Origin of the sequence: Geobacillus sp. CAMR5420 (assembly GCF_000691465.1) — a bacterium.
GTDB lineage: Bacteria > Bacillota > Bacilli > Bacillales > Anoxybacillaceae > Geobacillus > Geobacillus thermoleovorans.
Genome location: NZ_JHUS01000024.1, coordinates 34,447 through 57,928 on the forward strand (window position 1 = coordinate 34,447; position 23,482 = coordinate 57,928).

Annotated in this window: 21 protein-coding genes, 4 pseudogenes and 2 riboswitches; of the genes and pseudogenes, 17 read left to right on the plus strand and 8 right to left on the minus strand. The window is 53.4% G+C overall.

Annotated features, from left to right (window positions below; all coding sequences use genetic code 11):
- Nucleotides 1-14: 14 nt before the first annotated feature.
- Both sigI and DI44_RS11660 read left to right on the plus strand, forming a co-directional pair.
- Nucleotides 15-773, plus strand: coding sequence for an RNA polymerase sigma factor SigI (gene sigI, locus DI44_RS11665; RefSeq protein WP_021321416.1), 759 nt, complete (start codon nucleotides 15-17; stop codon nucleotides 771-773).
- A complete protein-coding gene (locus tag DI44_RS11660) occupies nucleotides 770-1,807 on the plus strand; it encodes an anti-sigma factor domain-containing protein (RefSeq protein WP_033024933.1) in 1,038 nt (345 codons plus the stop codon). Before sigI ends, DI44_RS11660 begins: the two co-directional genes overlap by 4 nt.
- Nucleotides 1,808-1,822: 15 nt before the next feature.
- Here the strand turns inward: DI44_RS11660 and DI44_RS11655 are convergent, their stop codons facing one another.
- Nucleotides 1,823-2,023 carry an alpha/beta-type small acid-soluble spore protein gene (locus DI44_RS11655; RefSeq protein WP_033024936.1) on the minus strand — a complete coding sequence of 67 codons (201 nt, stop codon included), beginning with the start codon at nucleotides 2,021-2,023 and terminating at the stop codon, nucleotides 1,823-1,825.
- Nucleotides 2,024-2,205: 182 nt separating this feature from the next.
- Between DI44_RS11655 and DI44_RS0116985 the strand changes: the two are divergent.
- From DI44_RS0116985 to DI44_RS19130, 9 genes and pseudogenes are all read left to right on the plus strand, one after another.
- Nucleotides 2,206-3,221: pseudogene (locus tag DI44_RS0116985) on the plus strand (LacI family DNA-binding transcriptional regulator).
- Between the two features lie 209 nt (nucleotides 3,222-3,430).
- Nucleotides 3,431-3,577: pseudogene (locus tag DI44_RS17830) on the plus strand (glycogen debranching N-terminal domain-containing protein); the annotation flags it as partial.
- A 1-nt stretch (nucleotide 3,578) separates the two neighbouring features.
- Nucleotides 3,579-3,832 (plus strand): annotated as a pseudogene (locus DI44_RS11650) (sugar ABC transporter permease); the annotation flags it as partial.
- A 1-nt stretch (nucleotide 3,833) separates the two neighbouring features.
- Nucleotides 3,834-4,225: pseudogene (locus DI44_RS0116990) on the plus strand (carbohydrate ABC transporter permease); the annotation flags it as partial.
- A 178-nt stretch (nucleotides 4,226-4,403) separates the two neighbouring features.
- On the plus strand, nucleotides 4,404-5,648 hold the full coding sequence (locus DI44_RS11645) for an MFS transporter (RefSeq protein WP_033024938.1): 1,245 nt from the start codon (nucleotides 4,404-4,406) through the stop codon (nucleotides 5,646-5,648).
- Nucleotides 5,645-6,781 (plus strand): zinc-dependent alcohol dehydrogenase, encoded by a 1,137-nt coding sequence (locus DI44_RS11640; protein WP_011230439.1) that lies wholly within the window; start codon nucleotides 5,645-5,647, stop codon nucleotides 6,779-6,781. Before DI44_RS11645 ends, DI44_RS11640 begins: the two co-directional genes overlap by 4 nt.
- A 69-nt stretch (nucleotides 6,782-6,850) precedes the next feature.
- A complete protein-coding gene (locus DI44_RS19120; RefSeq protein ID WP_014195258.1) occupies nucleotides 6,851-7,006 on the plus strand; it encodes a hypothetical protein in 156 nt (51 codons plus the stop codon).
- Entirely contained in the window at nucleotides 7,003-7,167 is a 165-nt protein-coding gene (locus DI44_RS19125) for a hypothetical protein (RefSeq protein WP_014195259.1), read from the plus strand. Before DI44_RS19120 ends, DI44_RS19125 begins: the two co-directional genes overlap by 4 nt.
- A complete protein-coding gene (locus DI44_RS19130; protein WP_014195260.1) occupies nucleotides 7,160-7,309 on the plus strand; it encodes a hypothetical protein in 150 nt (49 codons plus the stop codon). Before DI44_RS19125 ends, DI44_RS19130 begins: the two co-directional genes overlap by 8 nt.
- Before the next feature lie 56 nt (nucleotides 7,310-7,365).
- On the opposite strand, the gene DI44_RS11630 is transcribed toward DI44_RS19130, so the two are convergent.
- On the minus strand, nucleotides 7,366-9,135 hold the full coding sequence (locus DI44_RS11630; RefSeq protein ID WP_014195261.1) for a B12-binding domain-containing radical SAM protein: 1,770 nt from the start codon (nucleotides 9,133-9,135) through the stop codon (nucleotides 7,366-7,368).
- Nucleotides 9,136-9,399: 264 nt separating this feature from the next.
- On the opposite strand from DI44_RS11630, the gene DI44_RS11625 reads away from it, so the two are divergent.
- Together DI44_RS11625 and DI44_RS11620 are read left to right on the plus strand one after the other, a co-directional pair.
- Nucleotides 9,400-11,616, plus strand: a complete 2,217-nt coding sequence (locus DI44_RS11625; protein ID WP_033024940.1) for a PAS domain-containing sensor histidine kinase — start codon at nucleotides 9,400-9,402, stop codon at nucleotides 11,614-11,616.
- Complete coding sequence (locus tag DI44_RS11620; RefSeq protein ID WP_033024941.1) at nucleotides 11,606-12,109, plus strand: methylated-DNA--[protein]-cysteine S-methyltransferase; 504 nt, start codon at nucleotides 11,606-11,608, stop codon at nucleotides 12,107-12,109. Before DI44_RS11625 ends, DI44_RS11620 begins: the two co-directional genes overlap by 11 nt.
- A gap of 74 nt (nucleotides 12,110-12,183) precedes the next feature.
- Here the strand turns inward: DI44_RS11620 and DI44_RS11615 are convergent, their stop codons facing one another.
- From DI44_RS11615 to DI44_RS11590, 6 genes are all read right to left on the minus strand, one after another.
- Nucleotides 12,184-13,197, minus strand: a complete 1,014-nt coding sequence (locus DI44_RS11615) for an ABC transporter permease (protein WP_033006184.1) — start codon at nucleotides 13,195-13,197, stop codon at nucleotides 12,184-12,186.
- Nucleotides 13,139-14,689: a sugar ABC transporter ATP-binding protein gene (locus tag DI44_RS11610; RefSeq protein ID WP_033024942.1), complete on the minus strand. Its 1,551-nt coding sequence runs from the start codon at nucleotides 14,687-14,689 to the stop codon at nucleotides 13,139-13,141. Before DI44_RS11610 ends, DI44_RS11615 begins: the two co-directional genes overlap by 59 nt.
- Entirely contained in the window at nucleotides 14,686-15,849 is a 1,164-nt protein-coding gene (locus tag DI44_RS11605) for a sugar ABC transporter substrate-binding protein (protein WP_033024943.1), read from the minus strand. The genes DI44_RS11610 and DI44_RS11605 overlap by 4 nt, the downstream gene beginning before the upstream one ends.
- A complete protein-coding gene (gene mtnA, locus DI44_RS11600; protein ID WP_033024944.1) occupies nucleotides 15,836-16,903 on the minus strand; it encodes an S-methyl-5-thioribose-1-phosphate isomerase in 1,068 nt (355 codons plus the stop codon). The genes DI44_RS11605 and mtnA overlap by 14 nt, the downstream gene beginning before the upstream one ends.
- Before the next feature lie 69 nt (nucleotides 16,904-16,972).
- Complete coding sequence (mtnK, locus tag DI44_RS11595) at nucleotides 16,973-18,160, minus strand: S-methyl-5-thioribose kinase (RefSeq protein WP_033024945.1); 1,188 nt, start codon at nucleotides 18,158-18,160, stop codon at nucleotides 16,973-16,975.
- Between the two features lie 136 nt (nucleotides 18,161-18,296).
- Nucleotides 18,297-18,465, minus strand: a riboswitch (SAM riboswitch).
- Between the two features lie 94 nt (nucleotides 18,466-18,559).
- Nucleotides 18,560-19,372, minus strand: a complete 813-nt coding sequence (locus DI44_RS11590; RefSeq protein WP_033024946.1) for a carbon-nitrogen family hydrolase — start codon at nucleotides 19,370-19,372, stop codon at nucleotides 18,560-18,562.
- Nucleotides 19,373-19,470: 98 nt separating this feature from the next.
- Here DI44_RS11590 and DI44_RS11585 point away from each other — a divergent pair, with 98 nt between their 5' ends.
- From DI44_RS11585 to DI44_RS11570, 4 genes are all read left to right on the plus strand, one after another.
- On the plus strand, nucleotides 19,471-20,658 hold the full coding sequence (locus DI44_RS11585) for a pyridoxal phosphate-dependent aminotransferase (protein ID WP_021321409.1): 1,188 nt from the start codon (nucleotides 19,471-19,473) through the stop codon (nucleotides 20,656-20,658).
- Nucleotides 20,659-20,742: 84 nt separating this feature from the next.
- Nucleotides 20,743-20,851: riboswitch (SAM riboswitch) on the plus strand.
- A 77-nt stretch (nucleotides 20,852-20,928) separates the two neighbouring features.
- Nucleotides 20,929-22,170, plus strand: coding sequence for a 2,3-diketo-5-methylthiopentyl-1-phosphate enolase (gene mtnW / locus DI44_RS11580; RefSeq protein ID WP_033024948.1), 1,242 nt, complete (start codon nucleotides 20,929-20,931; stop codon nucleotides 22,168-22,170).
- On the plus strand, nucleotides 22,167-22,829 hold the full coding sequence (gene mtnX, locus DI44_RS11575; RefSeq protein WP_015374251.1) for a 2-hydroxy-3-keto-5-methylthiopentenyl-1-phosphate phosphatase: 663 nt from the start codon (nucleotides 22,167-22,169) through the stop codon (nucleotides 22,827-22,829). Before mtnW ends, mtnX begins: the two co-directional genes overlap by 4 nt.
- On the plus strand, nucleotides 22,826-23,458 hold the full coding sequence (locus DI44_RS11570) for a methylthioribulose 1-phosphate dehydratase (RefSeq protein ID WP_021321406.1): 633 nt from the start codon (nucleotides 22,826-22,828) through the stop codon (nucleotides 23,456-23,458). Before mtnX ends, DI44_RS11570 begins: the two co-directional genes overlap by 4 nt.
- Nucleotides 23,459-23,482: the final 24 nt, after the last annotated feature.

The window sequence follows — 23,482 nt, forward strand, 5'->3', positions numbered from 1 at the left end:
CAGTCCGGTTTTGTATGAGCGGGGTGAAAAGGGTGTTTGGGACATTATTGAAAAGAAGAGAGAGAACGCTTGAACGGACGGTTGTGGAAATTCAGCGGGGAAATGAAGCGTTGCGCAATGAGCTTATCCGGCAATATAAGCCGTTTATCGTCAAAACAGTCTCAAGTGTATGCAAGAGGTTCATCCGCGAGGAAGATGATGAGGCGAGCATCGGGCTGATCGCTTTTAACGAAGCGATTGAAAAATATGCGTTGCACAAAGGAGGTTCCTTTCTGTCGTTTGCGGAGCTGCTCATTAAGCGGCGCCTCATCGATTACATTCGAAAAGAGGTGAGAACGCGAGAGGCCATATGGCATGTCGAAGATGAAGAAAACGGCGAGCAGGCGGCGCAAACGTACGTAGATGCGAAATTATCGGTTGAGGAGTTTTATAGGCAAATCGAACAGGAACAGCGTCGGGAAGAAATTCTCCATTACCAGCAAGTGCTGAAACAATTCGGCATTCATTTTCACGATTTAGTCGAACAATCGCCAAAACATAAAGACGCCCGCCTCAACGCTATTCGTGTGGCTGAACTGCTTGTTGCGAATGACGAATGGCTTGGTATTTTGTTTCGAAAAAAGCAACTGCCGATCAAACAGCTGGAAACGATGGCGTCGGTCAGCCGCAAGACGATTGAGAGAAACAGAAAATACATTATTGCGGTCGCGGTCATTTTGGCAGGCGATTACATTTACTTGAAGGACTATATAAAAGGGGTGCTTTCATCGTGAAAAAGGGAATTGTGCTGGAGTTGGATGAAGAGTTCGTCACTGTATTGACGCCGGAAGGGGAATTTCTCCAAGTGAAAAAGGAAGGAGAGTACGAAATCGGCGAGGAGATTGAAGCGAGGGTGGTGAAAAAACCCTTTCCGTTTCGCCGTCGTTCGTTTCGATATGCGGCGGTAAGCGTGGTGGCGGCCGCTGTGCTGCTTGTCGTGACTTGGCTTCAATGGCCTTCCGATTCCGTCTATGCTTATATGTCGATTGACATTAACCCAAGCATTGAAGCTGGGGTAGATGGCGAGTTGCGTGTGTTAACGTTAAAGGCATACAACGAAGAAGGCAAAAAAGTGATGGCGTCGCTGCCTCCATGGAAAGAACGGAATTTTTCCGATGTAGCGAAACAAATTATTGCGTTAAGCGAACAGAAAGGGTATTTAAACAAGGGTGGGGAAGTACTCATTACAGCGGTGGAAAAAGAGCATGACTCTTCCTCAGCGCAGAAGCTGTCCGCTGAACTCGCCAAAATTCAACAGTCAGTAGCGGACGACCATATTGTCGTCACCACGGCCAAAAGCACGATGGAAGTGCGCAATCAAGCAGCCAAAAAAGGAATGACGACCGGGAAGCTGCTGCAAATCGAGAAAAAGGCGACACCAGCTTCGCCAGTGCCCGCCAAGCTGAAGAAGAAAGAGAAAGGCCAAAGCGAAAAGAAAAACAATCAAATGTCGGCGCCCAAACAGCCGAAACCGCAATTATCGCCGCGCAAACAAGAGAAAGACGAAAAACCGCAGCCGAAACAGAAAGGAAAGGAAAAACAGCCGTATCAAGAGCTGAAAAACCATCCAGCAAACGGGGAGCAGCCCCCGAAAAAAAGCGGAAACGCCCGTCCTTCGCGGCCGGGCGGTCATTATGTAAAGAAAAAAGTGGAGCGCCAAAGCCAGAAGGAAAAAGCACGCTCCCAAAACAGAAAGGCTGACGGACGAAACGATGCGAAGCACGGCCGCCAGCTGAAAGTAAATTCCAAAACAAAAGAAGCCGAGTGATTCCGCTCCTCGGCTTTATTCCGTTCTCCGGCCTGCCAGCTCGCTTTGCGCCTGAGCGACAAGCCGCTTCGTAATTTCCCCGCCGACAGAGCCGTTGGCGCGCGAAACGGTGTTGGCCCCGAGCTGTACGCCAAACTCTTGGGCGATTTCATATTTAATTTGTTCCAATGCCTGTTCAATGCCTGGAACAAGCAGTTTGTTGCTGGAACGTGCCATTGGTTTCCCTCCTTTGTTTGCCTTGTTTTGGGTGTGGCATGATTAGTATTGGCCGGCCGCCGATGGTGTATAGGTGGGAATTAAAGGCAGACAATGTTGCTGGAAAAAAGATTGCAAACGTTTTCGATTTTCGATTATAATGGAATCAGCAAAACGATCCGAAACGTTTTGGAGGAATTGCAGTGACAACGATTAAAGACATTGCTAAAGCGGCAGGGGTTTCGATTACTACGTTTCGCGCGCGCTGAACGGCTATTCCGATGTTAATGAAAAAACAAGACAAAAAATCATCGATATCGCCAAGCAACTGAACTATAGCCCGAATACGCTCGCGCGCGGACTTGTCATGAATAAATCGAAAACAATCGGTCTGCTCGTTTCTGGGTTAACAAGAAAAAGCGCGAAGGACAATTTTACATTTGAAGTGCTGGCCGGCGTCAATGAGTATGTAAGCGAAGTCGACTATGACATGGTGCTGTTCAGTACGACATCAACAAAACAGCGGGAAAAAACGTATACACAGCTTTGCCGGGAGCGGCGCGTCGATGGAGCGATTTTGCAAGGCATTCGCACCGATGACCCGTATTTGCATGAAGTCGTAGAAAGCGACATTCCTTGCGTTCTCATTGATATTCCGATCGAGTCGAAAACAGTCGGCTACGTAACGACGGACAACGTACTTGGTGCCAAAAAAGCAGTTCGCCATTTAATCGAGCTTGGGCATAAACGAAGTGCCATGATTAACGGATATGAATACGCATTCGTCAGCGAACAGCGGTTGAAAGGATTCAAGGAAGCGCTCATTGAAGCCGGGCTGCCGGTGCGTGAATACTGGATTGCCAACGGGGCGTTTCGCGAAGAAGTTGCCGAGAAGGAAGCGTTGCGGCTGCTTCAGCAATACCCGGAAATTACGGCGTTTTTTTGCGCCAGCGATTTAATGGCGTTAGGCGTCATTAAGGCGGCAAAACGTCTTGGGAAACAGGTGCCGGATGATGTTGCGGTGATCGGTTACGATGATATTACTTTAGCCTCATATTCGTCGCCTTCATTGTCGACCATCGCTCAGGACAAGTTCGCTATGGGGTATGAAGCCGCCAAACTGCTCATTGACATGTTGGAAGGTAAGGCGGATTCGCACATAAAAATTTTGCAGACAGAGTTAAAAATACGTGAATCGACAGTCAAGGGAACACGATAGTTGCCATTTTGTTTTGTGGCTTTTAAAGAAGCGATATATTTTTTCGGCAGAATTGAAAACGTTTTGGGATAAATAAGAAAATATGTTCGTTAATTAAAACGTTTTCTTATAGAGGTTCCTTTGTTTTGGTCCCGAAACGTTTCGGGATAACGAAACGGCAGTCAACGTCATTGTGCATGTTATAGGAAAAATCAACAGGGGGAAGCGACATGGATTATCGTGTAATTAAGGAAAACGATTTATTTTTATTAACGGACCAGGAGGGAAATGTTCCGACCATCCGTACGGGTTTGGCTTATATACGCAAGGATACTCGTTTTTTAAGCAAGTGGGATTTGCGAATTAACGGAGAAAAATTTGGCCACCTTGCAAGATATTCCGGATTCGTTGTATGAAGCGGCAGAACTGGACGGGGCCAACGCTTGGCAAAAATTTTGGCACGTTACCGTCCCATATTTGCGGCCGGTCACGTCGTTTGTAGTAGTCATGGGATTAATCGGCACTTTCCAATTGTTTGACCAATCGTACATTTTCTCGGCTGGTTCTGGCGGCCGAACAACTCCACATTAGCCGTTGTTCTTCTCATTTACCAATATGCGTTTAAAACGTTAGATTGTGTCGACGATGATTAACGCCACCTTTATTTTCATGATGCGGCAGTTTTTTATCAACTTTCCGAAAGAGCTTGAAGAGGCCGCGGAACTCGATGGGCTTGGCCGGCTCGGGATTTTTTTCCGGATTGTGCTGCCGCTCGCCCGCCCGGCGTTGGCGGCGCAAGCCATTTTCGTCTTCATGGGTTCATGGAACGATTTTATGCGCCCGCTTTGTCCGATCCGCAATTGTTTACGCTGCCGCTCGGGCTTAACAGCTTCAAAGGGCAATACATCAGCTACTGGAACTACATTATGGCTGCATCGATGGTGTTTACGCTGCCAGTGTTGGTCATTTATGCGTTTTTCAACCGTTATTTCATCAAAGGCATTTCGTTTACTGGAGGAAAATAATGATACCGGACGCAAAAAAAGGGCGTCATCTGCAGGGCATCTGAAAAAACGGGATGCCCTGCATCTTTATTTTGAGGGGAGCATCCATTTGTTGCGCATCTTCCTTTCGCATGTATGCCGAGAAAACGGAGATGATAAAGGTATGGTGAATACCAGTACATAAGGAAGGAATGGAACGATGGAGTGGACGATGCAGCTGCCGAAACAGACAGGGAGGCAGGTCGGGCGGGGGTGGACGGTGGCCGCGCTCGCTTCGATTCCCCTTGTGATGACGCTTGGAAATTCGATGCTGATCCCCGTACTGCCGGTCATGGGAAAACAGCTTGGCATTACGCCGGTGCAGTCAAGTTTAGTGATTACGATGTATTCAATCGTGGCGATTTTGTTCATTCCGGTTGCCGGGTATATAAGCGACCGCATCGGAAGGAAGAAGGTCATCGTCCCGAGTCTGTTTTTGGCGGCGACTGGCGGGATGCTGGCAGGGTGGACCGCTTGGCGGATGGATGATCCGTACGTATGGATAATTGCTGGGCGCATGCTGCAAGGGCTTGGAGCGGCCGGGGCATTTCCGATCGTGCTCCCGCTTGTCGGCGATTTGTTTCCGAACGACGACGAGGCGAGCAGCTGTTTAGGGACGATTGAAACGGCGAATACGTTTGGCAAAGTGCTAAGCCCGATTCTCGGAGCGCTGCTGGCTGGATTGGTTTGGTTTTTGCCGTTCTTTTCGTTCCCTGTCTTTTGCCTTGTATCGGTGGTAATGATGGCATCGTTTGTCCGGGCGCCGACACGTCGTGAACGGCCGCTGCCGTTTCGAGCGTTTGTGGCAATGGTGGGGGCGATCTTCCGCCGCGAAGGGCGATGGCTCGTTGGCGTGTTTGCCATCGGCGGCTTGTTGATGCTCGTGTTGTTTGCCTTTTTATTTTTTCTTTCGAGCCGCCTTGAGGACGTTTATCGCATTGATGGAATGATGAAAGGGTGGGTGCTCGCCATCCCGCTTGGCGCCCTCTGTCTTGCCTCGTTTGCGGCCGGGAAAGTAATTGGCGACCATAAATGGCGGATGAAATGGGGCATTATCGCCGGCAGCGCGCTATCCGCCCTCGCGTTAGCCATCGTTCCGCTTTATCGGTCCCTCTCGTTTTTGATGGCGCTGTTTTCGGCAGCTGGAATCGGCATTGGCGCGGCGTTGCCATGTTTGGATGCACTGATCACCGAAGGGATTGAGGAAAAAGAGCGCGGAACGGTGACATCATTTTACAGTTCGCTTCGCTTTATCGGCGTTGCCGCTGGTCCGCTGCTGGCGGCGTGGCTGATGAAACATGGCACGGCGCCGCTCCTGTTGCTTCTTAGCGTCATGGCGCTGCTTGGCGGCGCTGCTGCTTTTTGGCTCATTCGCCCAGAAACCGATGAAGGAGGAGTAGCATGAAAGCCGTTACGTATCAAGGCATCAAAGATGTAGCTGTCAAACAAATGCCTGATCCGAAAATTTTAAAAGACGATGACATTATTGTCAAAATTACCAGCACCGCGATTTGCGGCTCCGATCTCCATTTAGTGCATGGGATGATTCCGAACATGCCGGAAGATTTCATTATCGGCCATGAACCGATGGGCATTGTCGAGGAAGTCGGCCCGGCGGTGACGAAAGTGAAAAAAGGCGACCGGGTCATCGTGCCGTTTACGATCGCCTGCGGGCAATGCTGGTATTGCCAGCACGGGCTCGAAAGCCAATGCGATGCGTCGAACCCAAACGGCGAATCGGGGGGGTATTTCGGCTATTCCGAGACGTTTGGCGGCTACCCGGGCGGGCAGGCTGAATATTTGCGCGTTCCGTTTGCCAACTTCACTCCGTTTGTCGTCCCGGAAAACTGTGAGTTGGAAGATGAAAAATTGCTGTTTTTGTCGGACATCATCCCGACCGCGTTTTGGGGCGTTGATGAGGCGGGGGTAAAAGATGGCGACACTGTTGTCGTGCTCGGCTGCGGCCCAGTTGGGCTGCTGACGCAAAAGTTTGCCTGGATGAAAGGGGCGAAACGCGTCATCGCCGTTGATTACATCGATTATCGGATCGAACATGCGAAAAAGACGAACAAAGTCGAAACGTTAAATTTCACTGAATACGAGAATGTCGGAGAATATATTAAAGAAATGACCGGAGGCGGGGCCGATGTCGTCATCGATTGTGTCGGGCTCGACGGAAAGATGACGCCGCTTGAGCTTATTGGCTCAGCGCTGAAGCTGCAAGGCGGGGCGATGGGGGCGATCGTCATCGCTTCGCAGGCGGTGCGCAAAGGCGGAACGATCCAGCTCGTCGGGGTATATGGCGCCCGCTACAACCAGTTTCCGCTCGGCGATTTGTTCTCACGCAACATTACGCTGAAAATGGGGCAGGCGCCGGTCATTCATTACATTCCGACGTTATACGAGTGGATCGTGGAAGGGAAGTTCGATCCGACCGATATCATTACCCATCGCCTGCCGCTTGATGAGGCGCAATACGCATACGAAATTTTCGACGAAAAGAAAGACGGCTGTATTAAAGTCGTGCTCAAGCCGTAACGTTCTAGCGATGCATAAAGGCAGTGCGGCCGAGACACGATAAGAAAAAATGTGGGAAGGAGGATGCGGGTGAACAATGTAGCGTTCCCGGTCGCCCGTCTCCATGACGGGACGCTCCGCCAGCTCCAGCAGCTTGAACAGCGGCTGCGTGAAGAAACAGGAGAAGAAATTGTGCTTGTCGCTTACCAGCGGGAAACGATCGATCAGGAGGAGGCAAAGCGATGAAACGAAAAGTGAAATTTGACGCGGCGAAAAACAACAATAAAACGCCGACCGAAAGCCTGCCGGATACCGAATTTGCGGCACAATATGCCGGCGAGGAGGACATGATCCGCGGCGCGAACCGCAATTCGAAAAAAGGGCGGCAAGGAGGCGGGGATGGGTAAAGAGCATAAGAAGCGGCCCGCTCGAACGAATGAAGAAACGGCGTTTGAATGGGGCGATTTCGCTGCCCACGAGCCGCTTTGGATCATGGAGGAACAAAAACGGGCGAAAGAAAATGAAAAGAAACGAAAAAAGCAGGGATAACGCTCCCTGCTTTTTCACGTGGTGCACAAAAAAGCCGTGCCTCCGGCGTTTGGCCGTTAGGCGGATGCCGAAGCGGACAAGGCGGACAGCGGCGCGGAAAACAGCGTTGCGCCGGTGCCGGACGGATCAAAATAGGCGACGATGACGGTTGGCGCAAACGAGAGCTGCTTCGCGGCGATATAGCGGCCGACATCAACCGGCACGATTTCCACGACCGTATGTTTAAACAATTCCTTTTCCCCGAGCCCGAGGGCGGCAAAGTCCTCCCCAAGCACCTCGGGGCGCTCAAGCAGCGCGCGGTAAACGGTTGTGCGCGTCGTTTTCTCCGTTTTTTCATTCCACCACGGCTTGCGTGGTTTGTATTTTTGGTTGCGCAAATAGTCGTATTTCATAAGCGACTCGGCGACAGGCAGGGCATCTGGCATACACGTACGCAAAAACTCATGCAGGCGGCGGAACAAGTCTTCCAACTGGTGGCCAATGCGCGCCCAGCCGCGCTCATCCCAATACGTGCCAAACTGCTGGAAAAAGTCAAACGGCGATGGGAACACATCGGTCACCAAGTACTCGATCGTTTCGTCCATTCGATGGGCGTTCCAATACTTTTCGAGCACGTCTTCCACTTGCTTGATGCGGATGACGTCATCAAACGACAAGACGTTGTTGGCGAGCACTTCGTATGGCGCATGGTCCATATACACATAGCCGTACTCCTCGGCGCGCAGGCGCAACCCAGTGCCGCGCAGCAGTTTCAAAAAGCCAAGCTGCAGTTCTTCCGGACGGAGGGCGAACACGTCGTTAAACGTCTTTCGGAACGAGTCGTAATCTTCTTCCGGCAGCCCGGCGATCAAATCCAAATGCTGGGCGATTTTCCCGCCTTCTTTAATCATCGTCACCGTTCGCGAAAGTTTGGCGAAGTTTTGTTTGCGCATAATGAGCCGGTTTACTTCGTCGTTCGTCGACTGGACGCCGATTTCAAAACGGAACAGGCCGGGCGGCGCCTCCTTGTTTAAAAACTCGATGACCTCCGGGCGCATAATGTCGGCGGTAATTTCAAACTGAAATACCGTGCCCGGTACATGTTCGTCAATTAAAAAGCGAAACATGTCCATTGCATAGCTGCGGCTGATGTTGAACGTCCGGTCGACGAACTTGATCGTCCGCGCTCCGTGCCGCATCAAGTAGCGCAAGTCGTCTTTAATTTTTTCGCGGTCAAAGTAGCGGACGCCGACTTCAATCGAGGACAGGCAAAATTGGCAGCTGAACGGGCAGCCGCGGCTCGTTTCAACATACACGACCCGGTTTGGAAGATGAGGAATGTCTTCCGGGAAGCGAAACGGCGACGGCATGTCGGCAAGGTGGATTTTGTTTCGCTGCGGATTGATGACAATGCGGCCCCCGTCGCGAAATGCGAGACCGGCGACATCACGGACGTCTCCATGGCCGTCTAAAGCGAAAAGCAGCTGTTTAAACGTTTCCTCTCCTTCGCCGACGACGATAAAGTCAAACTCCGGCACCCGCTCCATCCATTCACGCACATCGTACGACACTTCCGGTCCGCCGGCGACGATGACAATATTCGGCGCTGCTTTTTTCAACAGCTTGACGACTTTGATCGTTTCTTCAATGTTCCAAATGTAGCAGCTGAAGCCGATGACATCCGGACGGCGTTGGTACAAATCAGTCACAATGTTCAGCACCGGGTCTTTGATCGTATACTCAACAAGCTTGACGTCAAATTCGGGCTGAGCGTATGCTTTTAAATAGCGGATGGCTAAATTCATATGAATATATTTGGCATTCAATGTCGCACAGACGATGTTCATCGCAACAAAACCCCTTTGTCTATAATATAGCAGCAAAACTCCTTTGTCTATAATTTATAGATGCAATTGGAAGCTTTCATTTGGCTTTAAGCGAGGGGGGAGAGTTGACTATCATGCAGTTTAGCCAAATGAAAAAGCTGAAAAACTTGTCGAACATTGTGGAAAAGAATTTTAAAAAATCTTCGTAAATCAAGGGAGGAGTAAATTTTTCCACATCGAATATATATTTCGTTGAATGGTTTGAATAGACAAGGAGAGATGGATATGGCCCAAAGCCTTTCTCCTCGGGAAGAACAAAATGCATCGACGGATGTGCGGTCGCTTGAAGAGGAAAATCGGCGGTTAAAAGAGCGGTTGAACAGTTATTCGATCATTTTTGAGCGGTCGCTCGATGCGATCGTGATTTTAAATAAAAACGGTGAATTTGTCGATGTGAACGAAGCGGCGTGCAAGCTGTTTGAGATGGATAAGTTTTCGTTGATCGGCCATTCGTTTTCTTCGTTCCTCGAACTTGTGCCGCCCGATATTTTGCTGTTTCAGCAGTCGATGCTGCAAAAGTTCGGTTCGTTCAGCGATGAACTGCTCATCAAACTGCCGGACGGCAAAGTGAAGCATGTGGAATTTTCGATGAAAAAGGATGTGTTCGACGAATTTGACCTTGTCATGATGCGCGACATCTCAGCCCATAAGGCGCTTGAGCGCGAACGCATCATTCATGAGTTTTTGTTTCGCGACGTATTCAACCGCGCCGTTGACGGCATCGTCATTTTCGATGAATTTGGGCGGTTTATCGATGTCAATCCGGCGTTTTCGATGAGCTTGAACTTGGAAAAAGGAAAACTGCTCAATTTGTCGTTTCAGCAGTTCGTCGCCCGCGAATGCGCCAATGAGTTCGCTCGGCTGCTCGCGGAAGTGAAAGAAAAGGGAACGGCCAAAGGCGAGTTGTCGCTTGTCCGCCCGGACGGAACGGTGAAAATGTTTGAGCTGACGGCGACTTCCAACGTCTATAGCGGGTTTTACATGGCCATTATGCGCGATGTGACAGAAAGAAAAAATATGGAAATCAAGTTGCAAAAAAGCGAAGAACGGTTCCGGGCTATTTTCGAACAAGCGCATGAGGCGATCCTCATTTGGGACGATTTTGGCTACATATTGAACGCCAATCCGGCGGCGAGCCGGACGTTTGAGCTGCCCTTGAATTTGCTTGTGCGCCGCAATTTGTTTGATTTTGTCGACTATGGGGACGAAAAGGTGAAACGCATTTTCAGCGAGTTCCGGCGCAAAGGGGAAATCCGTGACGAGCTGACGTTTCATATGCCGAACGGTGAGGATAAGCAGCTCGAGTTCACCATGAAAAAAGGAGCGATCGACGGGTACCACTTGACGATTTTCCGCAATGTGAGCGAGCGGCGGAAAATCGAGCGCGAGCTGCGCGAAAGCGAGCAAAAGTTCCGGAGCATTTTCGATCATGCGATGGATGGTATTTTGCTTTGGGATGCCAAGCATCGGATCATCGACGCCAATCCGGTTGTCTGCGGCATTTTTTCCGTCGAAAAGGAGGCGCTGCTTGGCCGAATGGTGGTCGAGCTCGTTCCGGAGCGGGCGCGCCGCCAGCTCAACAAGCTGCTTCAACAATGCCAACGCACCGGCGAAGCGAGCGGCGAGGTCGAATTTTTCGACGAGGGAAAAGGGAGAATTATTGAGTTTTCACTGAAAAAGGAAGTGATTCCCGGCGTCGGGATGATGATGCTGCGCGATGTGACCGAGCGCAAGGAGATGGAGCTGCAGCTGCGCAAGTCGGATACGCTCAACGTCGTCGGGGAATTGGCCGCCGGCATCGCCCATGAAATCCGCAATCCGATGACGGCGCTAAAGGGTTTCATTCAGCTGTTGCAAGGAAGCATTGACGGCGACTATTCGATGTATTTTAATGTCATTATGTCGGAATTGAAGCGGATCGAATCGATCATCACCGAGTTTCTCGTTTTGGCCAAACCGCAGGCGGTGCAATACAAGCAAAACGACATTTGCAAAATCATGCAGGATACGATCGATTTGATCAGCGCCCAGGCGATGATGCATAACGTGCAAATCATTGCCGATTTCGACCGCGGGCTGCCGCCGGTGTATTGCGAGCCGAATCAGCTGAAGCAAGTGTTCATCAATATTTTGAAAAACGCCATCGAAGTGATGCCAAAAGGCGGGGACATTACGGTGCGCATCACCCGCGCCGGGTGCTATGTGCGCATCTCCATCACCGACCAAGGATGCGGCATTCCAAAAGATAAAATCAAAAAGCTTGGCGAGCCGTTTTATACGACGAAAGAACGCGGCACCGGCCTCGGCTTGATGGTCAGCTATAAAATCATAGAAGAGCACCAAGGGAAAATTGAAGTGGAAAGCGAAGTCGGCGTCGGCACGACGTTCCATATCACGTTGCCGATCGAACGAATGGAAAGAGAGGACGACGATGACGATTGAATATGCAGTATACCGCTCAGAGCTGCTCGGCGACATTTACGTCGCCTCCGACGGCGACGCGATTGTCAAAGTCGAGCTGTTTCCAGAAGAATGGCGCGCGTTCGCCGGCGAACATTCGGTTGTCAAAAGCTGGTCGCCGCTTCTTGAACGCGCGCTTAGGCAGCTGGATGAGTATTTCCACGGTCGACGCCAAGTATTTGACTTGCCGCTGAAATGGAAAGGGACGCCCTTCCAAGAAGAAGTGTGGGCGGCGCTTTGCCGCATCCCATACGGCGAGACGGCGACATACGCTGACATCGCTGCGCAAATCGGCCGCCCGAAGGCGGTCCGCGCCGTCGGCCAGGCGAACCGGGCGAATGAGCTCGCCATCATCGTCCCGTGCCATCGCATTGTCGGCAAAAACGGCGCCCTCGTCGGCTACGCCGGAAGCCGGACCGATGTAAAAGCAAAGCTGCTGGAGTTGGAGCGGCGCTATCAATCGCGCTTCAGCTGATCGGTGGGTGTGTATGCCTCCCAAAATGGCGCCCGCCCCCATGACGCGAATCCATGGGGGCAGGGAACGGGACATTATTTTTTTTGCCAATGCGACAACGCGAGGGCGCCGACTAAAATGGCGCCTTTAATAATGTCTTGGGCGTAATACGGGACGTTCATCATCGTCAAGCCGTTCAACAACACGCCCATCAAAATCGAACCGAACAGGGTGCCGATGACGTTCGGCTTGCCGGCGCCGAAGACAGAAAAGCCGATGTAGGCGGCGGCGACGCTGTCCATTAAAAGCGAGGCGCCGGCCGACACTTGCCCGGTGCCGATGCGCGAGGCAAGGACGATGCCGCCTAAGGCCGCAAAAAACCCGCTGATGACGTATGCATATGTCCGATAGCGGTTGACCGGGATGCCTGAGAGCCTTGCCGCCTCGCGGTTTTCCCCGGTCAAATAAAAGAGGCGGCCGGGTTTCGTGTACGTTAAAAACAGATGAGCGGCAATGACGACAAACAGCATAAGCAAGACCGAAAACGGCACGCCAAACAGCTCCCCTTGGCCGATAAATAAAAAGGAAGGAATAAATTTGCCCGGCGCCGTGCCGCCATCAGGCAGCGGCATGTCGTTATAAATCGAAAATCCTTTTGTATACGTAAGCTGCACGCCGTTGATCGCGTACATCGTCGCCAACGTGGCGAGCAAATCGGGCAGTTTGAATTTGACGATCAACAACGAATTAAGCAGCCCGACGGCGACGCCGAGCAACAGCGGCACGAGCAAGGTGACGAAAATTTCTTGGCGATGCAAGACAAGCGCCGCCGCACTGGCAATCGTCGCCAAGCTCACTGTCGAACCGACCGACAAATCGAAGCCGTCGACGATGAGCGAAAATGTAATGCCAATGGCCACCAAGGTGACGATGGAAATGGAACGCAAAATGTCGCTGAAGTTTTCATAGGTGAAAAACCGGTCTTGTGTCAGGCCAAAATAGGCGATTACAGCCAAAATGGCAAGCAGTGTGCCATGTTTATACAAAAATTCAAGAATGAACGGCGCCGCTTTTTTCGACGGCGGCGCGGAAACGGCCGGCTGGCTCATCGATCTCACCTCCGCTGCAATAGTACACAAGCTGTTCATAGGTTAGTTCTGCGGCCGGCAGGCGGGTGAGCAGCCGGCCGTCAGCCATGATGTAGATGGTGTCGCACACCTCAAGAAGCTCATGAAATTCACTCGAAAAATATAGTACTGTTTTTCCTTCATCGGCGAGAGCACGGATGATGGAAAACACCTCTTGTTTGGCGTGGACATCGATTCCTTTCGTAGGCTCGTCGAATAGAAAAACACGCGCGTTTGTGTTCAGCCATTTGCCGATGACGACTTTCTGCTGGTTGCCGCCGCTTAAGTGGCGGACAGCGGTCGAAGGCGACGGCGGATGGATGCCGAGCGAGCGGACAAGTTCGTCGGCGGCGTCCGTTTCCTTCCTCCGGCTGATCCATTGCCAGCGCGACAGCCGGGAAAGGAGGCGGACGGTGATGTTGGTTTTCACTGACTCGGGCAAGAACAGCCCTTGTTTGCGCCGTTCTTCCGGGATGAGGCAAAGGCCGGCGTCGATGGCTTCATAAGGCGATGAGAACACATAGCGTCTGCCATCAATTTCCCACTCGCCGGATGTGTTCCGGTGGGCGATGAGGCTTTCGGCAAGCTCCGTCTTGCCGGCGCCGACCAAGCCGGCGATGCCGACGATTTCGCCGCGGTGGGCGTAAAGATCGACCGTCGTGCCGGTTTTTTCGATCGTGATCCCACGGACGGCAAAGGCGATGTCGCTTCCATGCGCGCGCGTTTGTTTCATGGCGGCGGCTCGCCTTGTTCCGGTCATATGAAGGACGATGTCTTCAAGCGGCAAACCGCGGGCGGAACCATGGTAGACGACGCGGCCGTCGCGCAAAATCGTCAGCCGGTCGGCGATTTCCTGCACTTCTTTCAGTTTATGAGAGATGTAAATAAAGCCGACGCCTTGCTGTTTCAGTTCCGTGATGATGGCAAACAGCCGCTTCGTTTCGGCTTCGCTCAAGGCGGCGGTCGGTTCGTCCAAAATGATGTAGCGCGCATTCGATGACAACACTTTGGCGAGCACGATCAGCTGTTTTTCATGGAGCGAGCAGTCGCGCACGAGCTTTGCCGGCGAAATGGCAAGGCCGACGCGGCGAAGCAGAGCAGCGGCCCGTTCTTTTTCCCGGCGCAGCGAGCGGATCGGCTGTTTCTTCACATCAGCGAGCTCATCAGCCGCCAAGTTTTCGTAAACGGGCAATCCTGGGAAAAGCGCCGTGTCGACCTCTTGGACGACGAAGCCGATGCCGGCTCGTTTCGCGTCAAGCGGCGACGAAAAGGTGCAGTTGACGCCATCGATCGTGATCGTGCCGGCGTCGGGAGGAATGGCGCCGGCCAAAATGTTCATGAGCGTGCTTTTGCCGGCGCCGTTCATGCCCAAAAGGGCGTGGACTTCGCCTGGACGGACGGAAAAGTCCACGCCGTCAAGCACGCGCACCGCGCCAAACGATTTTTCAATGCCTCGCATTGACAGCCTGTTCATTTTTTGTTCACCTGAGCTTCCAACGTTTTCATCCATGGCGAGATGGCGACGTTCGATTGCCCCCAGCCCGGGATGTATTGCGAAAGCTCGTTCATCGATACTTGCTTATCGGGCAAGTCGGTCCGTTTTACTAAATGCGGCTCGAGCGAGTAAATGTTCGGCGTTTTCTCGCCGGCGATTTTTTGATAGGCGAACCGCACCTGAACGCGGCCGACTTCCGCCGGATCCGTCGCTGTTGTCGCCACCCACGGACTGTTCGGTTTTTGGATCATTTGCAAGTCTTCGTCACTCAAATCGATGCCGTATACTTTGATTTCCGTACGCCCGGCTTGCTCGATGGCGCGCGTCGCTCCTTTGGCGAACTCGTCCCAAGTTGCGAAGACGGCGTCAATGTCGCCTTTGTTCGGATATTTTTTCAAAATGGCCTCCATTTGCGTTTGCGTGTCCAAAGCCGTGTTGGCGCTCGCCGTACCGAACTTGGCGACTTCTTTTATGTTCGGATAGCGTTTTTTGAACGCCTCATAAATGACGTGGCGCCGCTCCATTGGAGTAAAACCGCCGACCCAAATCGTGACGATGTTGCCCTCTCCATTTAAATCTTCGGCGAGTGTTTTTAACGTTTTCCAGGCGAGGCTGTAGTCGTCTTGGTCGATGACGGTGACGCCGGGAACGTTCAAATCGTTGTCAAAGGCGACGACCGGGATGCCTTTTTCAACCGCTTTTTTCACCGGGCCTTCGAGCGCATCAGCGCGGCCGTGATCAAGCAGAATGGCATCAACGTTTTGCGTGATGGCCGTTTCTACGTATGAGGCCATTTTCGTCAAGTCGTTGTCGGCGTTGTAAATTTGCACTTCGCCGCCGAACTTTTGCACTTGTTCTTTGACGCCGGCGATGTATTGCGACGAGAACGTGCCGATGGACATTTGCATAATGGCGGCGATCTTCACCGGTTTTTTCAGCTTCTCCGGGATGGCCGCCTGTTCGCTGCTCGATGCGGTTTGGCTGTTGGATGAGACGGTGTCGCCTTGGATGGCCGTTTGCTTCGTTTCGTTGGCCGGCTTAGAGCTCACGGCGTCTTGCTCGTTCGTGCAGCCGGCCAAGACGGAGAACACGGCAAAGAAAAGAAGAGAAAGGAACGATAAGGCCTTAAATCGTTTCATGCTGCTCCTCCTTTGCAAATAACGCTGGCAGTGCCGCGCTGTAGCTGCCGCGGACGATGCCTTTTTCGGTAATGATCGCGGTAATCAGTTCGTTTGGCGTCACGTCAAACGCCGGGTTATACACGTTGACGCCTTCCGGGGCGACGCGCACGCCGGCCAGATGGGTCACTTCATCCGGATGGCGCTCTTCAATCGGGATGTCTGCCCCTGTCTTTGTCGCCAAATCGATGGTGGACAACGGTGCGGCGACGTAAAACGGAATGCCAAACGATTTGGCGAGCAAGGCGAGGCCGAACGTGCCGATTTTGTTCGCTGTATCGCCGTTTTGTGCGATCCGGTCGGCTCCGACGATAATGGCGCGAATCCCTTTCGCTTTGATCGTTTGCGCCGCCATGTTGTCCGTAATAAGCGTGACGTCGACGCCTGCTTGCATCAGCTCCCAGGCGGTCAGACGCGCTCCTTGCAAAACGGGGCGCGTCTCAAGGGCGTACACGGATAACTCGATCCCTTTCTCTTTCGCCAAATAAAACGGGGCGAGCGCCGTGCCGTAGCGGGCGGTGGCGATCGAGCCGGCGTTGCAAATCGTCATCACCCGGTCGCCTGGGCGAAAAAGCGATAACGCATGTTCGCCGATGCGGCGGCAGACATCTTCGTCCTCGATTTGGATGCGGATCGCCTCGTGAATAAGCACCGTTTTCGCTTCGTTGACTGAGGCGGCGTCTTTGGCGGCGGCAGTGAGCCGGTCAAGCGCCCAAACCAAATTGACGGCCGTCGGGCGGGCGCTTGCCAAATAATCGCGGTCTTGCTTTAGGCGGCTATGGAACTCGTGGACCGTTTCCGCTTTATAATGCGAGGCGGCGAGCGCCAGACCATAAGCGGCGGTGATGCCGATCGCCGGCGCTCCGCGCACTTTCAGCGAGGCGATCGCATCGTACACGTCTTCAAGCGTATGCAGGTCGATATATTCTGTTGCTAATGGCAATTTTTGTTGGTTTAAAATCGTGATATGCGTCTCGCGCCACTCGACAGAGCGCGGGATGGCAAAGGTGTCCATCGTCGTCTTCCTTTCTTTTCACATTTTCCGTTGATCCGGGCCGGCACTGGGCCGGTCGTCGCCGTGTTACTATTCGGTTTCTGCAAACACTCGGCGGAAGCCGTCCGTTCCGGTCAGCTCGTTGCGCTCGACAATCAGGCGGCGGCCGAGGCGGAGCGCGTGTCGTTTGGCGGCAAGGCGGGCTTCTTTCTGCTCGATGCCGTCAAGGTCGGCCACATGGGCGAGGCCGATCGTCCGGCGGATGACTTCGCAGCCGGCAAAGCCGACAGCATCGACGAACGCATGCCGGAGCACATCGTCAAGCAAGCCCGGTGTTGCGGCGTACGTCTCGATGCTTTTGGTGCGCCAAAGCTCCGAGAATATGGACGCAAAGACGTCCCAGGTCCGGTCGATGTGATCAAAGAGCGGTTGGCGCTCAACGTCAGGGCGGGACAACGCATTTAACAGCAAGTTGGCGAAAAACTGCCCAAGGTCAAAGCCGATCGGGCCGTAAAAGGCGAATTCCGGGTCGATTACTTTCGTTTCGTCGGTGCTTGCGAAAATGCTGCCGGTATGCAAATCGCCATGCAGAAGCACATCGGCTTCGGTTAAAAACTTGCGCTTCAGCTTTGCTGCTTCTAGGTGCAAGCGGTCATCGCGCCAAAGCGCTTCAACGTCTGGGCGCAATTCGTCTTCAAAGTTGTTCGTTTCGTGGTCAAAAAACGGGTCGGTGAAGACGAGGTCTTCCGTGATTTTGCACAGTTCCGGATTGACGAAGCTTTGCGCCAATTTCTTTTTCTCTTGCTGGTTCATGCCGAAATCAGACGTATAAAACGCCGTCTTGGCGACAAACTCGCCGATATGCTGGGACAAAAGCGGATACGTTTTTCCTTCGATCAACCCTTTGCGGGCGATTTGCAAACGGGATAAGTCTTCCATCACCGTAATGGCGAGCGATTCGTCAGAATAGTAGACTTTCGGCACGTATTGCGGCACATAGCTCGCAAACGTGCGCAGCGCGTTGCTTTCGATGACGGCGCGCTTTAACGTAAGCGGCCAGCTTTCGCCGACCACTTTGGCGTACGGCAACGCTTGTTTGATGATTACGCCTTGCTTTGTTTCTTGGTCGACGATATGAAACACTAAGTTCAAGTTGCCGTCGCCGATCTCGCGGCACAAAAGAGGCGCCCCGTCGCGGAATAAGCCGAGGCGGACAGCGAGAGATACCGCCTTCGGTTCGGTCAGCGGTTCGTAAACCGATGTTTGAACAGTGGTCATTGCCTTGTTCCCCCTTTTTTCATTTCGCTCGTTTTCAAATGCCGGTTCTGACGCGCGCTAAAACTCGGCGTTTCCGGCAAATGAAAAAGCCTCTTTCGCATACGGAAAGAGGCTTGAAGATGCATCGTCTTCGCGCCTCTTATCTTTCAGAAAGACATCGGTCTTTCTGTTGGACTTAGCACCGTGCCCTGCGGAAGCGGTTCGCTTCCGGCGCCGCCTTTGGCGTGCGCCCTATCTCACGATAGCATTACGGTCGGTTGCTGGGCTTCATTGGGCCAATTCCCTCAGCCAACTCTTGATAAGAGTACCGATTTCTTGTATTCAGTTTCGGGAATTTTCACGATGTTCTCAATTGTTTGGTTGCTTGATTCGAATGATACATGGTCGGCCAATCGATTGTCAATACGTTTTGAAAAAATTTTTTGCCGTTTCATAGTCGTGCGGCCGGCGGTCGGCAAACACCGGGATGCGCGCGCGGACGTCCGCAACGAGCGCGGGATCGATGTCGGCCGAGAGAATGCCCGGCTTCTCGTCCGCCTCGGCGATCACTTCGCCCCATGGGTCGATGACGAGCGAATGGCCGGCAAAGACGTTGTTCGGGTCGCGGCCAGCCCGGTTGCAGGCGACGACGTAGCATTGGTTTTCAATCGCCCGCGCCATCAAGAGCGTCCGCCAATGGTGCAGGCGGGGAAGCGGCCATTCGGCGACGACAAACAGCACTTCCGCCCCAGCCAAAGCATGGGCGCGAATCCACTCCGGAAAGCGGATGTCATAGCAAATGACCCCAGCGCACGGCAGCCCGTCAAGCGAGAACAAGCCTGGCTCGTTTCCCGGCTGCAAATACAAATGTTCATCCATCAATTGGAACAGGTGAAGCTTGCTGTATTCGCCGACGATTTGGCCATGACGGTCGGCCACGATCATCGTGTTTGTCACGCCGGCGGCTGTTTTTTTGGCGACCGAACCAGCGACGAAATGGACGCCGTACGTTTGCGCCAATCGGGAAGCGAGCGCCTTCGCCCGTTCGGCGCCTTCGTCGGCAATTTCATCCAGGCGCGTCAAATCGTAGCCGGTCGTCCATAACTCTGGCAGCACGATGATGTCAGCGCCGTCTTTGGCAGCGGATTCCACGGCCTGTTCGGCTTGCTGTTCGTTTTTTGCTGGATCGCCAAATGCAATGTCAAGCTGCAGGCAGGCGATGCGGATCGTCATGAGCGTTCACCTCGGAAAAAAATTTTTCTTTACATTTTGCTTTTAACGATATATGATGTTGCACTAGAATTTCAAGAATTTTTGAGAAGGTGTGGACGATGACGATCGAATTTCCCTTTTCCGAACTGCTTGAACAGCTGCCGAAGCAGTTTTTCGCCTCGCTCGTGGCGAAAGTCGGTGCGAAGATCAAGGCGGGTTATGATGTGATCAACTTAGGGCAGGGCAATCCGGATCAGCCGACGCCGGCGCACATTGTCGAAGCGATGCAGAAGGCAGCCGCGAACCCAAAATACCATAAATATTCGCCGTTTCAAGGCTACTCGTTTTTGAAAGAAGCCGTAGCGGCGTTTTACGCGCGCGAGTACGGGGTGACGATCGACCCGGCCCGCGAGGTCGCCATCTTGTTCGGCGGCAAGGCCGGGCTTGTCGAGCTGCCGCTTTGCCTCGTCAACCCGGGCGATGTGGTGCTTGTCCCGGACCCGGGCTATCCGGACTATTGGTCGGGGATCGCGCTTGCCCGCGCGCGGATGGAGATGATGCCGCTTTCTTCGGAAAACGGATTCTTACCGGATTACGAAGCCATTCCGGAGTCGGTCGCCGACCGAGCGAAGCTCATGTTTTTAAACTATCCGAACAATCCGACCGGTGCGACGGCGACAAAGGAATTTTTCGCGGAGACGGTGGCGTTTGCCGCCAAGCACGGCATTGCCGTCGTGCACGATTTCGCTTATGGGGCGATCGGCTTTGACGGCCGGAAACCGGTCAGCTTCCTGGAAGCCGATGGGGCGAAAGACGTCGGCGTCGAAATTTATACGTTTTCGAAAACATACAATATGGCCGGCTGGCGTGTGGCGTTTGCCGTCGGCAACGAGCGGATCATTCGGGCGCTTGAGCTTTTGCAGGATCATTTGTATGTCAGCTTGTTCGGCGCCATCCAAGAAGCGGCCGCCGCGGCGCTCCTTGGTCCGCAAGATTGTGTCACGGAGTTGGTCGCATTGTATGAGGCGCGCCGCAATGCGTTCATCGCTGCGCTCTGCGAGATCGGTTGGGAAGCGCCGGCGCCATATGGGTCGTTTTTCGCCTGGCTTCCGCTGCCAAAAGGCATATCATCCGCTGAGTTTGCCGACATGCTGCTTGAGCGGGCGCATGTCGCCGTCGCCCCAGGCATCGGGTTCGGCGAGCACGGCGAAGGGTATGTGCGCGTCGGCCTCTTGACCGATGAAGCGCGGCTTCGCGAAGCAGCGGAGCGGATCGGCCGCCTTGGATTGTTCGAAAAAAATTTTTGAAAAATGATTGACAACGCCAATCGGCGATGTCATAATTCAAAGTAAATTTGCCAATTGTTTGACAAGTGCATAAACGAGCAGGCTTTCTTATCAAGAGCAGGCGGAGGGACGAGCCCAATGAAGCCCGGCAACCGGCTTGGCGCGCGCCAAGCACGGTGCTAATTCTTGCAGCGGAAACGCTGAGAGATAAGAAGAGCGCCATGGATGAGTGACGCCTCTTCTTAGGAAGGGGCTTTTTTATTTCGCCATATATTGAAAGAGGGATGGACGATGAGTGCAGTCATTGCGACGTATTTGCTTCATGATGAACACGATATTCGCCAAAAGGCGGAAGGAATCGCGCTCGGCTTGACAGTCGGCACATGGACCGACTTGCCGCAGCTGGAGCAAGACCAGCTTCGCAAGCATAAAGGGGAAGTCGTTGCGATCGAAGAGCTTGACGAGAGCGAGCGGGTAAACGCCTATTTCGGCAAGCGGTTGAAGCGGGCAATCGTCAAAATCGCTTACCCGACCGTCAACTTCAGCGCCGATTTGCCGGCATTGTTGGTGACGACGTTCGGCAAGCTGTCGCTTGACGGGGAAGTGCGGTTGCTTGATTTGGCATTTCCGGAAGAATGGAAGCGGCAGTTTCCGGGGCCGCGCTTTGGCATCGCCGGCATTCGCGAAAAGGTCGGAGTGTACGACCGCCCGCTGTTGATGAGCATTTTTAAAGGCATGATCGGCCGCGATTTGGCGTACTTGACGTCGGAATTGAAAAAACAGGCGCTCGGCGGCGTTGACCTGGTCAAAGACGATGAAATTTTGTTTGACAGCGAACTTCTTCCGTTTGAAAAGCGGATCACCGAGGGCAAGGCGGCGCTTCAGGAAGTGTACGAACAAACAGGCAAGCGGACGCTGTATGCCGTCAACTTGACCGGCAAAACGTTTGAACTGAAAGAAAAAGCGAAACGGGCGGCTGAGCTTGGCGCTGATGTGCTGTTGTTTAACGTCTTCGCTTATGGGCTTGACGTGTTGCAGGCGTTGCGCGAGGATGAGGAGATTGCGGTGCCGATTATGGCTCACCCGGCGTTCAGCGGCGCTGTTACGCCGTCGGAGTTTTATGGGGTGGCTCCTTCGCTTTGGCTTGGAAAGCTTTTGCGGCTCGCCGGCGCCGACTTTGTCCTGTTCCCGTCGCCGTATGGCAGCGTGGCCTTGGAGCGTGAGCAGGCGCTTGGCATCGCAAGGGCGCTCACCGACGACCAAGAGCCGTTTGCCCGGGCGTTTCCGGTTCCGTCGGCCGGCATTCACCCGGGATTGGTGCCGCTCCTTGTCCGCGATTTTGGCCTTGACAGCGTCGTCAACGCCGGCGGCGGCATCCACGGCCACCCGGACGGGGCGATCGGCGGCGGAAAGGCGTTTCGCGCCGCCATCGACGCAGCGCTGGTCGGCCGTCCGCTTCGTGAAGCGGCGAAAGACAACGAGGCGCTGCAAAAGGCGATCGACCGCTGGGGCGCTATTGAGGTGGAAGCATGACGAAACAACTCGTTCTTTTTTGCGATTTTGACGGCACGATCACGGAAAACGACAACATCATCGCGATTATGAAACAGTTCGCCCCGCCGGAGTGGGAGGCGCTAAAGGACGACATTCTCGCCCAGCGCATCTCCGTTCAGGAAGGCGTCGGAAAAATGTTTTCGCTTCTTCCGTCAGCGCTGAAAGGGGAGATTGTTGACTTTTTGCTTAGCACCGCCCGCTTGCGCGAAGGGTTCCGCGAGTTTGTCGCATGGACAAAAGAGCAAAGCATCCCGCTCTATATCGTGAGCGGCGGCATCGACTTTTTCGTCTATCCGCTGCTTGAAGGGCTCATTGAACCGGAGCGCATTTTTTGCAACGGCTCCGATTTCAGCGGTGAGACGATCCGCATCACATGGCCGCATGCATGTGACAGCCGGTGCCAAAACGGCTGCGGCTGCTGCAAGCCGTCGCTATTGCGCAGGCTTGCCCGCCCGGACGGGTATCACGTCGTCATCGGCGATTCGATCACCGACTTGGCGGTGGCCAGGCAAGCCGACTATGTGCTGGCGCGCGATTTTCTGCTTGAAAAATGTCAAGAGCTTGACCTGCCGCACGCGCCATTTGCGACGTTTTTTGACGTGATGGATGCGTTGCAGCGAATGGAGGTGATCGTATGAGCATTGTCGTGAAAAAGTGGAACGAGCTTGCGGAAGTGAAAGCCGAGCTCGCCGCCCGCGATTGGTTTTTCGCAACAAGCGGCAATTTGTCGATCAAAGTGACGGACGACCCGTTGACGTTTTTGGTGACAGCGAGCGGCAAGGATAAGCGGAAGCAAACGGATGAGGACTTCTTGCTCGTTGACGCTGCCGGCCGACCAGCGGAGAAAACACATTTAAAGCCATCAGCGGAGACGCTGCTGCATGTGGAAATTTACAACCGCACAAACGCCGGTTGCGTCTTGCACGTTCATACCGTGGACAACAATTTGATTTCTGAACTGTATGCGCAAAACGGGGAAGCGGTCTTTTCCGGCCAGGAAATCATCAAGGCGTTCGGCATTTGGGAAGAAAATGCCGCCGTGCGCATCCCGATCATTGACAATTACGCCGACATTCCAACGCTCGCTCGGGAGTTTGCGAACTATATCCATGGCGACGCCGGCGCCGTGTTGATCCAAAACCATGGCATCACGGTCTGGGGGCGTACAGCGTTTGAAGCGAAAAAACATTTGGAGGCATGGGAGTTTTTGTTCCGCTGGCAGGTGAAGCGGCTGCTTTTGCAGCGGGCCGGCCTGCCGGTTGGCTAATCCATATACATTTTTCCAAAGGAG

Bases quoted from the DNA above. Each gene is read 5' to 3' on its own strand.
- sigI (WP_021321416.1), top strand. From the start codon at position 15: ATGAGCGGGGTGAAAAGGGTGTTTGGGACATTATTGAAAAGAAGAGAG.
- DI44_RS11655 (WP_033024936.1), bottom strand. From the start codon at position 2,023: ATGGCACGTTCCAGCAACAAACTGCTTGTTCCAGGCATTGAACAGGCA.
- DI44_RS11645 (WP_033024938.1), top strand. From the start codon at position 4,404: ATGGAGTGGACGATGCAGCTGCCGAAACAGACAGGGAGGCAGGTCGGG.
- DI44_RS11640 (WP_011230439.1), top strand. From the start codon at position 5,645: ATGAAAGCCGTTACGTATCAAGGCATCAAAGATGTAGCTGTCAAACAA.
- DI44_RS19125 (WP_014195259.1), top strand. From the start codon at position 7,003: ATGAAACGAAAAGTGAAATTTGACGCGGCGAAAAACAACAATAAAACG.
- DI44_RS19130 (WP_014195260.1), top strand. From the start codon at position 7,160: ATGGGTAAAGAGCATAAGAAGCGGCCCGCTCGAACGAATGAAGAAACG.
- DI44_RS11630 (WP_014195261.1), bottom strand. From the start codon at position 9,135: ATGAACATCGTCTGTGCGACATTGAATGCCAAATATATTCATATGAAT.
- DI44_RS11625 (WP_033024940.1), top strand. From the start codon at position 9,400: ATGGCCCAAAGCCTTTCTCCTCGGGAAGAACAAAATGCATCGACGGAT.
- DI44_RS11620 (WP_033024941.1), top strand. From the start codon at position 11,606: ATGACGATTGAATATGCAGTATACCGCTCAGAGCTGCTCGGCGACATT.
- DI44_RS11615 (WP_033006184.1), bottom strand. From the start codon at position 13,197: ATGAGCCAGCCGGCCGTTTCCGCGCCGCCGTCGAAAAAAGCGGCGCCG.
- DI44_RS11610 (WP_033024942.1), bottom strand. From the start codon at position 14,689: ATGAACAGGCTGTCAATGCGAGGCATTGAAAAATCGTTTGGCGCGGTG.
- DI44_RS11605 (WP_033024943.1), bottom strand. From the start codon at position 15,849: ATGAAACGATTTAAGGCCTTATCGTTCCTTTCTCTTCTTTTCTTTGCC.
- mtnA (WP_033024944.1), bottom strand. From the start codon at position 16,903: ATGGACACCTTTGCCATCCCGCGCTCTGTCGAGTGGCGCGAGACGCAT.
- mtnK (WP_033024945.1), bottom strand. From the start codon at position 18,160: ATGACCACTGTTCAAACATCGGTTTACGAACCGCTGACCGAACCGAAG.
- DI44_RS11590 (WP_033024946.1), bottom strand. From the start codon at position 19,372: ATGACGATCCGCATCGCCTGCCTGCAGCTTGACATTGCATTTGGCGAT.
- DI44_RS11585 (WP_021321409.1), top strand. From the start codon at position 19,471: ATGACGATCGAATTTCCCTTTTCCGAACTGCTTGAACAGCTGCCGAAG.
- mtnW (WP_033024948.1), top strand. From the start codon at position 20,929: ATGAGTGCAGTCATTGCGACGTATTTGCTTCATGATGAACACGATATT.
- mtnX (WP_015374251.1), top strand. From the start codon at position 22,167: ATGACGAAACAACTCGTTCTTTTTTGCGATTTTGACGGCACGATCACG.
- DI44_RS11570 (WP_021321406.1), top strand. From the start codon at position 22,826: ATGAGCATTGTCGTGAAAAAGTGGAACGAGCTTGCGGAAGTGAAAGCC.